Here is a 12,662-nt window from a genome sequence, read left to right as displayed (position 1 = left end):
GTGATTCCTGATAAATTATTGCGCTATAGCCATTGTACCGCCACCCACCGCCGCCAGAGCGGCGAACAGTCCGGCTGCTGCAGCTCCCCCTGCGGCGACAGCCGCAGCGACAATAGCAACCAACGCCACCACGGCGGCGGCCACGGCGAGCGTCACGATAATGACAGCCCCAGTCACTGCGGCCTGGATAACCAGTTGTACCGTGCCATTGCCAATATCGGACAGTATCTGTACCCATTCGATCTGTTTTAAATACTCCAGGGAGATCTCCGACCCTAACAGCACGGTTCGCCATAAATCCTGGCACTGCGCAACGCTCCAGGTGATGATGTCACCGGTTTGTTTGTTCATCCAGGAGAACACATAGTGGGTTTGCTGGGTGAGAGGGTCGAGCACTTGCTGGCAGAACCAATCCCCTTTCTCGGAGACCCAGGCACCAAACTGGTGAAACATCTGCCGAGTGCTCTCGCTGACATATTCCCAGCCCTCTTCTGCCAGACTGGAAACCTCATGACCTAATACCACCCAGTCCTCCACCGAGGGCATAAAATCCCAGGGGGACGTGCTCAATAACGGCAGATTTTTATGTAATGGCTGCGGAAGGGTTCCCGGCCCCCCTTCGGGAGGTGGCACAGGGACAGGGAGCGGCTTCTCACCCTGGTGCGGCGGCAGTAAGGTATATTTTTCTGCACTGGGGCTGAAAGCGGCGTTATATTGTTTGTCGTACTCTTTTTGTTTCTCAGTACGGTTATCCTCAACGCGCAGAACACCAAAACGGGATTCTGTAGCGATTAGTGTATAATCAAGGTCTTGATCTTCTGATAAAGTATCGCCTGGGAACTTCACTTCGATCAACATTTTCAAATTATCGGCATGAAACTTGTCATCAAAATAGGTGGCTTCACGTCCTGGCCAGCGTTCAGTCTTTTCTTTAACCAGAATGATGTCCGGTCGGCGTATTCGTTTAACCTTGCGTTTTATCCAATCTTCACGGGAAGGCCGGGCAAACGGGTTGCGGGATTGTGGTAAATCCTCACCGTATTTCTCTTTCGAGGCGATACTGGTGGCCAGCATAGGCAGGGGAACGGGGTATGCCATCGCAAAGACGACTTCGGCTTTATAGGGCCAGTGATATTCTTCCTTTTCCTCCTCGTTCTGGATCAAACCGCTCATGATCAACTGGTTTAAAAAGCGCACCAAACCGGCTTTGGTGACAATACGCAGTGGCAATCGCATGGCGATTTCGGCTTTCTGTGCCAGATAACAGGGGTCTTCATCGCCAGGAAATCTCCCGCGTTCCATCGTGCAGGTAATGGAGGTCACTGCCGGACAAATATTGCCTGGATTGCTCATCTTCTTACTCCTTGAATTCCATGACACGTTCTACCGGTGCATTGTCGCTGGCCTGGTAATAGGTTTCTTTCGCCGGTTTTTGGGTTTCCGGTAGGCCGAGTTCCAGATTGTCTTCTTTTTCTGAACGCACCATCAGGGTTCTGCCCAGGGCATCGGTTTTGCCTGAAACCACCTGACCGTTGGCCCCCTTGATGGTGTAGGGCGTATTAATCAGTGGCGCTCCCGTGCGTTCATGCAGCAACGTATAACGGGCAGAGTAATTAAACAGCGGAGTGGTGGGCATGACACCGGAAGCGTGTTCGGCCAGCGTAATACTCAGCCCTTCAATGCGGATATGGCCCATGGGATCAATCACAATGCGGCCCCCGGCATTGCCGATCTCAATCTGGCCGCTGGCAGAGTGGATCGAGATATGTTTGCCGACCTTCAGGGAGTCATTGTCTGCAATGTCAAGAAAGCGGCTTTTCTTCACGACCGTGGTCTGCTGGCCTTCGAGGGTGACGTTTTGATCTTTCGCCACCGTGAGCGTCTGATATCCGCCGATAGACTCGTCATCATCGACTTTGATCACCGAGGTGCGGTTATTATCGACCGTCAGTGTCATATCCCGGTTGATGGTAGTCGTCTGATCCCGCAGTACGTCGGTATTCATATCCTGTTGCGCATGAATATAAATTTCTTCACCGCCCCGAAGATCCTCAAACCGCAGCTCATTGAAGCCGTCGCCTTTATGGGTTTTTGAGCGTAGGGCCATCTGGGTTTTGGTCGCCGGTAAGTCACCGGGTGGCAGATTGTTAGCATGATAGGTACGGCCAATAATCACGGGCTGATCGGGATCACCATTGAGAAACTCCACAATGACCTCATGACCAACACGCGGAATAGCTAACATGCCCCAGCCCGCTCCCGCCCAAGGATGCGAAACCCGTACCCAGCAGGAGCTGGTATCATCCGTTCTGCCAGAGAGATCCCAGGGAAAGCGCACCTTGACCCGGCCGTACTCATCGCAATAAATTTCCTCAGACCCCGCTCCGGTGACGATCGCCACCTGTGCACCATCGATGCGCGGTTTTGGCAGCGAAAGGGGACGCCAGGTTTGCTTGTCGGGTATAAAGGTAAACTGGCATCCCAACGTGGTGCCCTGTTCCCCGGTGGCCTCTTCCAATGCTTGCGGCTGTCTGCCGGTGTGCGTAGCCCCGGTGATTTGCCAACGGGCGTTATGGGTTTCCAGCGGATGATTTTCCAATCTAAACCACACACAAGGTTGGAGCGCCGGGCTGTTGGCCGCGCCTTCTCCCTGATGCGCGTCGTTACGCAACGCCTGGACGCGCCAGCGGGCAAATTGATCGCCTGTTGGGCCAGTGCCTTTGAAGCGACCAGGATAGTCATAATGGCGATAATCGAAAGCCTGGTGTTCAAGGTCATTGGCAGACTCACGGGATTCTGCCTGCCAACTTGGATTTTTGAAGGTGTAATCTTTCAGCAAGACTTCAGACGAGCGCAGACTTTCTTTGCGACGAAAAGTACTGATACACAACTCGTCCGAATCTGCCCTTTTGGCTGGATGGTAAGGGAGTGTTGGCCCGGTATCCAGTGCGGCGCAATCATCGGCAAAGACCAACGTGTGTTGCTGATCTTTATGCTCAAAGAAATAGAAAATCCCTTCCTCAGCGGCAAGGCGATCGAGAAATTCTGCGTCACTTTCCTGGTACTGGACTCAGAATTCACGCCTGGCATGGGTATCACGCAAAGCAAAAGCATAGTGACTGATATGATGTTCTTTCAATAACGTTTCCAGGATCTCCTGAACATTCCGCTGTTGAAAGATGCGTGAATTTCTGACTAATCCTGCGCGCCAGAGTGCGGGGCGTATACTCAGGCGGTAATGTGTCTGATGGAGTCCAGTGTCTCCCTGTTCCACTTCAACCACGATGCCATTGACGATCCGCTGTACCTCGGTATCGCGCCAGATAGTCAGCGTGGCGGTTCTATCCAAAATAGCAGCGAACTCGATGCTGGGATTGGCACTGGCAGCCTCAAGTTCAAGGATAAATGGCGTAGAGAACTGTTCATGCAACGTAAAGCCTGATACCACGAAAGTTTCTGGTTCCAGACTGCCCACACTCAGCGTAAAGCGAAGCCCACTGGCTTCCTTGCTCAAGCTTGCCATCCGCCTTCCTTATTTATGGCGTGAATATGTTTCCGTTAAATAAAAAAATTTTGTATGTATACATACAAAATGTTAATGCATATAAAAGAACAGCACAACTAATAAGTATTTTCCAGGTCAGTTACGAGTGGATAGAAGCTCTCCGATGAGCCTGGCTAGTTTGACAAAGTACTACTATTTGGCTTTATTGCCCCCTGATCTCAGACCAGTTAATTTAGAAAGGATCAAGAAGGATCCTCCCCCATCCTGCTAGACAAAGCTTTTGACATAGCTAGACACTCCACTGTGGCTTAGATCGCAACGAGCCGTTGCGATGCAATCTTTACAGGCAAAAGAGCTACCTTAGTCTTTCTGCATATTATTGGAGTGTGTTGTGTCTGGTCATGGGACCCGCCGGTTTACCGGTGGGGGCTACCGGTGTTTGTATCGAATAAACTTTAGGTGTTTCCCATGAATAGAGTTATCCACATATATACAGGATTGTTTTTTAAATTTTTTTTTGATTTTTAAAACATTTTAAAAGCTTTTTAGACAGCGTCGAAACTCTTGCAGGGCACGGGCTTCAGCCCGGTCAACATGGGAAAGGCCTAAACTTGCTATGGGTAGAAGCTAAAGTAGTTATGGGAAACAACCAAAGTAGCTATGGGAAATAACTAAAGAACGTATGGGAAATAGCTAAAGTTTATTATTTCGATTACCTGGTATGGGAAACGACACAAGTTTGCCTTGACCGCATCAACCACCTGATGCAACTATGGGTATATTAAAAACTGCCCATAGATAGCTATATGAATGAAAAAAAAGGGATTGTTAAAACTAATCGCCCAGCTATTGCGCAATCGAATGAACTCACTGAGGCAGCTTATTATCTCTCGCTGCAGGCTAAGCGTGTACTGTGGCTATGTCTTATGGAAACTTATCGCCAAGAAGATCACCCAGGCACATTCACAGTACGGGTTGCTGATTACCAACGCTTGTTCAAGGTGAGCCAAGCTACGGCCAGCACAGATGTCAGGAAAGGTATTGATGCTTTGTCGAACAGCTCAGTCACCTTCTTTCCATCTGATGGTGAGTATGAAGAACGTAGCGCCCCTTCGGGGCGAGCACGGCAGCAAAGCTGCCTCAACCGTCCTTAAGACCCTGCCTCACATCAACGCCGGTGGCGGCTGATCGTGCCCAGCCCCTCGCGATCTCGCCCCGCACTGATACCCGCATAAATTAGCACGCCTGCGACGTGAGCCGGCTGACGCCGAGGCTCTTTTCCCATGCCCTGCCACCCTCTATACTCTGCACAATGTATATTCCGCGACCCGCAAAGCTGCTGTTCCAGCATGACCACGGCTGGAGCAAGTACCTGGATAAACATGGCGACATCCTCAGCAACTGGACCAAACTCGCCGTCGAGCGCATGCTCGCCTGCGGTACCTGCCTCATGGGCGTTCGCCGTTACTGTTGCGCCTCATCCGACTGTACCCATGCCCGCTTCTTCTGCCAGAGCTGCAAGTCCAAGGCCTGCAGCAGTTGCGGCCTCAAGGCCACCGAGCAGTGGATTGCTGAGCAGCAGCACATCCTGCCCGACTGCGACTGGCAACATATCACCTTCACCATGCCCCACTTGTTGTGGCCGTTCTTCAATAACAACTGGCCCCTGCTCAACGACCTGTTTCGCTGCGCTACCCGGGCCATGCTCCGCTGGGCCCGAAGGCAGGGGATCGAAGTCGGCATCTTTTGCGCGCTGCACACCTACGGCCGACAGCTCAATCAGCACCCGCATATTCACGTCACCGTCACCCGCGGCGGGCTCGACGTCAAACACAACACCTGGCGACAGCTGTTCTTTAAAAAGAAAGATGTAGAGCAAATCTGGCGCAATGCCGTCATTTACCTGCTGCGTGTCAACTATGCACGCATCAACCCCGGTGGCCTGCCTGGCCTCGGCCATATCCGTAACAAGGAGCGGTGGTACCGCTACCTCCATGCGCAATATCATCGAGCATGGAAAGTGCACTTTGCCAAAAAGACCCGTGGCGCCTGGCGCAGCGTGAAATACCTCGGCCGTTATCTGAAGCGCCCGCCAGTGGCGGCTTCCCTGCTCCGACATTACCGCGGCGGCGCCGTGGTCCATCAGTATTACGATCACCGTACGCAGCAATATAAACGCCAAAAAATCAGCCAGGAAGAAATGCTGCAGCGCTATATCAGCCATATTCCGGCGAGGCATTTTAAGATGGTGCGGTACTACGGCTTTTTGGCCAACCGCAAACGGGGCCAACTGCTGCCGAAGGTTTACGAAGCGCTGTCGATGACGGTGCGGGATAAGCCCAAACGGCCCGGGTTCGCAGTGTTGATGAAAGGCTTCCTGGGCACAGATCCGTACCAATGCATCCTGTGCGGCGATCGGCTGCGATTGGCCGGTGCCGAGGCTGGCAGGCATGCGACAGAATTACTGTCGGCCAGGCTGCAGCGGATGGAGAAAAAACGATGGTTTCAGGCATCGGCTCTGGATCAGTGCGCCTAAAAAACAGATTGGGGATTAAAAAGAAAGCAAAACAGGCATTTTTACGCATAACCCATCGTGATACCGCTCCATCACAGGGAGCTGCGCGCTACGGTTCATGGTCAGTCACCCTCAAAAAACGTGATCCAGATTCCTAACCATCAAGGGCGTTAGCCTGATAACCCAGCGGTACAGGGTGGAATGGTCAACGATGATACCGCGCTCTGCCATCATCTCTTCGAGGTGGTGCAGACTGAGCGAGTACGTCAGATACCAGCGAACACATTGGGCGATAATGTCGAAGGGATAATGCAGACGTTTGAAGGCTTTTCGTATCAGCGACATGGGCAGAGACTCTGGCAAATTAATGAGATATTACCTGAGTCTTTGCTTAATGCAACACAACCAAAGAAATTGCCCGCAAGCTCATAATTACCTGTTCAACATCTAAAAAATTCTCAAAGACGAGAAATCTGCATAATGAAATAAATGCTGAACCAACCTAACTTCATACCTTAACCTTATGATACCAAATAATTTTAATACATCAGGTGGCACTTTTCGTGGAGATATATACGGAATTATTATCTAGTTCAACCGTCCTAGACGGCTCATCAAAGCCTGTCTATACTTAACACTCATTTTATCAGAGATAGAACTCATACTTCCCCTCGGGAGAATATATAATGTTCAATGTTTTGATATCTTTTATGCAGCAAGTAAATGACCATCCTGATAGCACTGCTATTAGCCACGGTGATAGTAATATAACCTATCGGGAAATTAATCATAAAAGCGATATTTTATGTTGGTTGTTACAACAAGCTGGTGTTAAACATGGCGATATTATCCCATTAATTACACTGCGCACTCCAGAGTTTATCATCGGTATTATTGCTATTTTAAAATCTGGAGCGAGCTATATTCCTGTTGATATTCATTACCCACAGAAGCGTATCATTCAAATTACAGAGCAATGCGACGCACCCGTTATTTTAATAAGCCATGGTGTTTTTTCCTCTATCATTGGTACATCAGCCAAGTGTGTAATTGCCATCGATCGTGACATAGAAAACACTCCTTTACCCATAGCCCCAGTTCAAGTCGCGCCGGATGACACTGCCTATGTAATTTTCACATCTGGTACAACAGGCGTACCGAAAGGCGTCATGGTGTCTCACACCTCCCTGTATAATCTGGTAAGCTGGCATAACTCGCGATTTGAGATGAATCTGCATAGCCGTAGTTCGCTCATTGCGGGCATAAGCTTTGATGTCGCACAATGGGAAATTTGGTCGCCTCTGATTTGCGGTGCAACGCTAATCCTACCTGACAACGAGGAAACACGCTTACAGACGGATATTCTGCTGCGCTTTTTCGTTACACGCGGCATCACACATGGGTTTATTCCAACTGTACTGGTTGCCGAATTTATCAACCAGGCTCAACCTGATGATATCGCGTTGCGCTATCTCTTTACCGCAGGGGAAAAACTGAACCCGGTCAATCTCAGCCATATCCGATATCCACTCGTTGATTACTACGGCCCTACAGAAGCCACTATTTTTACCACCTGCAACCTAGTGGAATGCGCGACACAAAATCCAGTGGCCAACATTGGTTTTCCCATTGCCGGCGCAGAGGTTTTTATTCTGGATGAACATCTGCTGCCAGTGGTCGACGGGCAATCAGGTGAGATCTTTATTGCCGGTCCGGGACTGGCCAGTGGTTATCTCAATAAACCTGAACTGACAAAAGAGAAGTTTCTGACGCTGCCATCTGCGCCAGAAAAACGGCTGTACCGTAGCGGAGACCGTGCCCGCAGGCTGCCCGACGGACGCATACAATTTCTTGGCCGTCTCGACGATCAGGTGAAGATTCGCGGCAACCGCATAGAACTGGGCGAGATTGAAAGCGTGTTGATGCAGGTTGAAGGCGTTACAGCAGCTGTTGTACTAGTGGCTGAAGAGGAGTCACCTGGTGAGAAAAAAATACTGGCCTTTGTTGCTGCTGAAAACGTCAGCCAATCAATCTTACGCGGCAAGCTGGCTGAGACGCTGCCTGTTTACTTTATGCCTGCAGTCATTAAGATTTTGCCTCACCTGCCACTGACTCAGAATGGCAAGACGGATAAGCATGCATTGCTGGCGGGGTATCGGTCAGATGCGCCAGACGCATCAAATACGGTGTTTCGCGGGCTGGAAGGGATTCTGGCAGTGATATGGAAAAACCTGCTGGGGGCTGATGTTCCCACTTCTGACGATAATTTCTTTGATCTGGGAGGACACTCTCTGCTGGCTGCGAAATTAGCAGCAACCATCACAGCGCAAACAGCTATCCGAGCCTACGTGCGAGATATCTATGATTCCCCTACGATCCGTTCGCTGGCACAAACGCTGGATGAGCGCAGCCTTTCCGCCCCACTGACAGCCGATAGCGAACCCCTACGTATTCTACAGGACGATGTTTTCCTACCGGACGACATCCATTTTTCAATGCCTTTTGATGAACGGCAAATCAGTACGCCAAACACCATATTTCTGACTGGAACAACCGGGTTTGTCGGCTCTCACCTTTTAGCTGATCTGCTGCAAAGTACTCATGCCAACATTTATTGTCTGGTCCGCGGTAAAAATACGGAACAGGCGTGGAAAAGAATCAACGAAACGTTGACACGTTACGCTATTACTCTACCCGTTGAACTACATAACCGCATTCACCCGCTGGCAGGTGACTTGGCAGAACCCTATTTCGCGCTGGAGCAGGGAGTTTATCAGCAACTATGCCAGGAGACTGACATTATTTATCACTCCGCAAGTGCAGTTAATTTTATTCAGCCTTATTCCTGGATGAAGCGCGATAACGTACAGGGACTAAGGGAAATTCTCCGTTTCGCCGCCTCGGTACGAACAAAACCCTTAATGCTGCTTTCCACAATCTCCGTTTATAGTTGGGGACATCTTCATACAGGCAAACAGGTTATGCGGGAAGATGACAACATTGACCAGAATTTACCAGCCGTTGTTACAGATATCGGGTATGTTCGCAGCAAATGGGTGATGGAGAAAATTGCCGATCTGGCAGCCTCACGCGGCCTTCCGTTGATGACCTTTCGGCTGGGCTACGCAACATGCCATAGCAAAACTGGCGTCAGCGCAGATTATCAGTGGTGGGGAAGGTTGGTGAAAACCTGTCTGGACACCAAAACCGTTCCTATATTGCGTGATTTACGCGAGGGCCTCACCACTGTGGATTACATGACCCAGGCCATTGCCACTATTACCCGCAACCCACTGGCGCTGGGTCGAAAATTCAACCTGATTCATGACCAAAAGAATAATCTGACTCTGGAGGCATTTTTCCAGCAACTGGAGAACGATTTCGGTTTTAAATTCAAACGATTGCCCTTTACTGATTGGCTGGCTCAATGGGAACATAACGCAGATGCCCCGCTCTATCCATTACTCAGTTTATTTAAGGACAACATGACGGATGGGCAATCTACCGTTCAGCTTTATCAGGACACTTATCTATGGGATTGCAGCAACGTAAAACACTTCTTGCAAGGCAGTAGTGTTCAGGAGCCACTATTTAATCGCGATCTGCTGGCACGTTATTTACAGCGCTCCATCTGTTACAACTCACAGGTATAAAGCAAGAATATACCGAGCGGTATGCGGTCTGTTACCGCTCGGTATGCAATCACTCAAAAAAACGATACTGTTCGCAGTAGAGCTGCCTAATTATACGACCATACTGCCAGTAAATATCTATAATAATATGATATTTATAAAGTTATTATATTAAATAATAAAGAATGAGTTATGATTTTTCCAGCGATTCTTTCCGTTGCCCCCTCAACCTTTTCCAGCCCATAATAAAACGTCTCATGTAAAGGTTAGACAGAACTAAGCAGCCTGTCGGCTGCAAATTGAAAACCCCGCCGTCTGCCAGACCCGGCGTTGCCATACTCTGAGTGAAATAGGTATGTTCTGACGACATATTTTGCTCAGAGCCTCCCCACCATGATGACCCGCAAAAGTATCGATACCGTCCTGCTCTCCGTTACCGCTGATAAGCTTTCCCAGCGTAAATGGGACTGGATTAAACTGATGAAGCCCCTGGACCCGCCACTTGGGGTTGTAAGCGGGAACCCGCCAAAATTTTGTGACGTCTGCTATTCCCATTCATTCAGCCTGATAACAGTGTCAGTCCGTCAATCATCGCAGAACGTAGCACCCCTGCGGGGCGAGCACGGCAGCGCTGCTGCCTCAACCGTCTTTAAGATCCAGCCTCACCTCAACTCCCGCGCCGTCTGACAGCCCTATCGCTCGCTCGGGGGCACATGCCCCCTGCCGCGTTAACACCCGCATAAAATGAGCACGTCTGCGACGTGAGCACGCTGACGCCGAGGTTCTTTTCCCATTCCCTGCCACCCTCTATACTCTGCACCATGTATATTCCGCGCCCCACAAAGCTGCTGTTCCAGCATGACGACGGCTGGAGCCAGTACCTGGATAAACATGGCGACTCCCTCAGCGACTGGACCAAACTCGCCGTCGAGCGCATGCTCGCCTGCGGCACCTGTGCCATGGGCGTGCGCCGTTACTGCTGCACCTCACCGGATTGCACCCATGCCCGCTTCTTTTGCCAGAGCTGCAAGTCCAAAGCCTGCAGCAGCTGTGGCCTCAAGGCCACCGAGCAGTGGATTGCCGAACAGCAGCACATCCTGCCCGACTGCGACTGGCAGCACATCACGTTCACCATGCCACATCTGCTGTGGCCGTTCTTCAACAACAACTGGCCGCTGCTTAATGAGCTGTTTCGCTGCGCCACCCGCGCCATGCTCCACTGGGCCCGCAGGCAGGGTATCGAAGTGGGCATATTTTGTGCGCTGCACACCTATGGCCGGCAGCTCAATCAACACCCGCATATCCACGTCTCCGTCACCCGCGGCGGGCTCGACGTCAAACACAACGTCTGGCGACACCTGTTCTTTAAAAAGAAAGAGGTAGAGCAAATCTGGCGCAACGCCGTCATTTACCTGCTGCGTGACAACTATGCGCACATCAACCCCGGTGGCCTGCCGGGCCTCGGCCATATCCGTAACGAGGATCGGTGGTACCGCTACCTCCATGCGCAATATCGTCGAGCCTGGAAAGTGCACTTTGCCAAAAAGACCCGTGGCGCCTGGCGCAGCGTGAAATACCTTGGCCGTTATCTGAAGCGTCCGCCAGTGGCGGCTTCCCAGCTCCGGCATTACCGTGGCGGCTCAGTGGTTCATCAATATTACGACCACCGCACGCAGCAGCACAAACGCCAGAAAATCAGCCAGGAAGAGATGCTGCAGCGCTATATCAGCCATATTCCGGCGCGGCATTTTAAGATAGTGCGTTACTACGGCTTTTTGGCCAACCGCAAACGGGGCCAACTGTTGCCGAAGGTCTACGAAGCGCTGTCGATGACGGTGCCGGATAAGCCCAAACGGCCCGGGTTCGCGGTGTTGATGAAAGGCTTCCTGGGTACAGATCCGTACCAATGCATCTTGTGCGGCGATCGGCTGAGATTTGCCGGTGCCGAGGCTGGCAGATGTGCGACAGAATTACTGTCGGCCAGGTTGCAGCGGATGGAGAAAAAACGATGGCTTCAGGCACCGGCTCTGGATAAGTGCGCCTGAAAAATGGGTTTTAGATTAAAAACACAGCAAAACCGGCATTTTCACGCATAACCTATCGCGATACCGCACCATCAGAAGGAGTTGCGCGTTACGGTTGATGGTTAGGGATCCCCAAAAAATGCTTTTGAGATTCCTAACCATCGAGGATAGCCGACAGGATTTCAGCGTCTGCTTCGTCATTACGCCGGTGACAGCGCCTGTCCTGCCAATCGGCAGAGCGCTTAATCCGCAGTGACAGCTGCGCACGCGACACGCCCATGGTGCGGCTGACCTGGGCTATTCCCCGTCCTTTGGCAACAAGGGCGCGTGTGCTATCCATTTTCGCGACTGGCCGTACTCCACGGCTTCTTTGAGTATCTCAACTTCCATCGTCTTCTTGCCTAGAAGGCGCTGAAGCTCCCGGACCTGCTTCAGAGCTGCAGTAAGCTCAGACGCAGGCACGACTTCCTCTCCGGCCGCAACGGCGGTGAGGCTGCCTTCTTGATATTGCTTCTTCCACTTAAACAGCAGGCTGGGCTGGATACCGTGCAGGCGAGCGACATGGGAGACATTCATGCCCGGCTCCATCGTCTGCTGGATAATGGCTATCTTCTCCTGAGGAGTTTTACGTTTACGGACTTCTTACCCTAATAGGATCCCGGTCATCTCAAAATTGGCGTTAGTGTTAGACATATATTCAAGCCTATCTCTTATCTGGAGATACAGCTACTGTCCGGTGTTTCAGGGGGCTACATCATTAATTATTACAAAGTCTAAAAGATACCACCTTTGTATTAATTTAAAATTAGCCTGCAAATCATATCAAGGCTGCGCATTGCGCAGCCTGTTTGCATTAAAAAAAACCTAGCACGTGGGTGAGTTCAGAGGCAGGAGATTTACTCTGGACGAAATATGCCGTAGACGAGGTGATGCCTGCTACCTGACATTCGCAGGCATCAATTTGCTTGGTGCACTGAAGAAATCAG

Annotated in this window: 5 protein-coding genes and 4 pseudogenes; 5 read left to right on the top strand and 4 right to left on the bottom strand. The window is 50.9% G+C overall.

Features of this window, described 5'->3' with window-relative positions; translation table 11 throughout:
• Positions 1 to 15 precede the first annotated feature (15 nt).
• Positions 16 to 1,353, bottom strand: a complete 1,338-nt coding sequence (locus A6U95_RS14705; protein ID WP_065684980.1) for a VRR-NUC domain-containing protein — start codon at positions 1,351 to 1,353, stop codon at positions 16 to 18.
• Between the two features lie 4 nt (positions 1,354 to 1,357).
• A pseudogene (gene tssI, locus A6U95_RS14700) lies at positions 1,358 to 3,523 on the bottom strand (type VI secretion system tip protein TssI/VgrG).
• Between the two features lie 788 nt (positions 3,524 to 4,311).
• On the opposite strand from tssI, the gene A6U95_RS14695 reads away from it, so the two are divergent.
• On the top strand, positions 4,312 to 4,659 hold the full coding sequence (locus A6U95_RS14695) for a replication initiation protein (RefSeq protein WP_065684979.1): 348 nt from the start codon (positions 4,312 to 4,314) through the stop codon (positions 4,657 to 4,659).
• A gap of 158 nt (positions 4,660 to 4,817) precedes the next feature.
• Positions 4,818 to 6,041, top strand: coding sequence for an IS91 family transposase (locus A6U95_RS14690; RefSeq protein ID WP_065684978.1), 1,224 nt, complete (start codon positions 4,818 to 4,820; stop codon positions 6,039 to 6,041).
• A gap of 141 nt (positions 6,042 to 6,182) precedes the next feature.
• On the opposite strand, the pseudogene A6U95_RS14685 reads toward A6U95_RS14690, so the two are convergent.
• A pseudogene (locus A6U95_RS14685) lies at positions 6,183 to 6,365 on the bottom strand (IS6 family transposase); the annotation flags it as partial.
• Between the two features lie 341 nt (positions 6,366 to 6,706).
• Here A6U95_RS14685 and A6U95_RS14680 point away from each other — a divergent pair.
• The 3 genes and pseudogenes from A6U95_RS14680 (at position 6,707) to A6U95_RS14670 (ending at position 11,697) form a co-directional block, all read left to right on the top strand.
• Complete coding sequence (locus A6U95_RS14680) at positions 6,707 to 9,673, top strand: non-ribosomal peptide synthetase (protein ID WP_065684977.1); 2,967 nt, start codon at positions 6,707 to 6,709, stop codon at positions 9,671 to 9,673.
• 372 nt (positions 9,674 to 10,045) lie between these two features.
• Positions 10,046 to 10,168 (top strand): annotated as a pseudogene (locus A6U95_RS31485) (hypothetical protein); the annotation flags it as partial.
• Between the two features lie 245 nt (positions 10,169 to 10,413).
• The gene (locus A6U95_RS14670; protein WP_241810662.1) at positions 10,414 to 11,697 is read left to right on the top strand and encodes an IS91 family transposase; all 1,284 of its coding nucleotides are present in this window, start codon (positions 10,414 to 10,416) and stop codon (positions 11,695 to 11,697) included.
• Between the two features lie 139 nt (positions 11,698 to 11,836).
• On the opposite strand, the pseudogene A6U95_RS30675 reads toward A6U95_RS14670, so the two are convergent.
• Positions 11,837 to 12,285, bottom strand: a pseudogene (locus A6U95_RS30675) (transposase); the annotation flags it as partial.
• Positions 12,286 to 12,662 lie beyond the last annotated feature (377 nt).

It is taken from the genome of Serratia sp. 14-2641, assembly GCF_001692375.1.
Taxonomy (GTDB): Bacteria; Pseudomonadota; Gammaproteobacteria; order Enterobacterales; family Enterobacteriaceae; genus Chania; species Chania fonticola_C.
The sequence above is the reverse complement of the archived record's forward strand: the minus strand, read 5'-3'. Positions and strand labels throughout refer to the sequence as shown.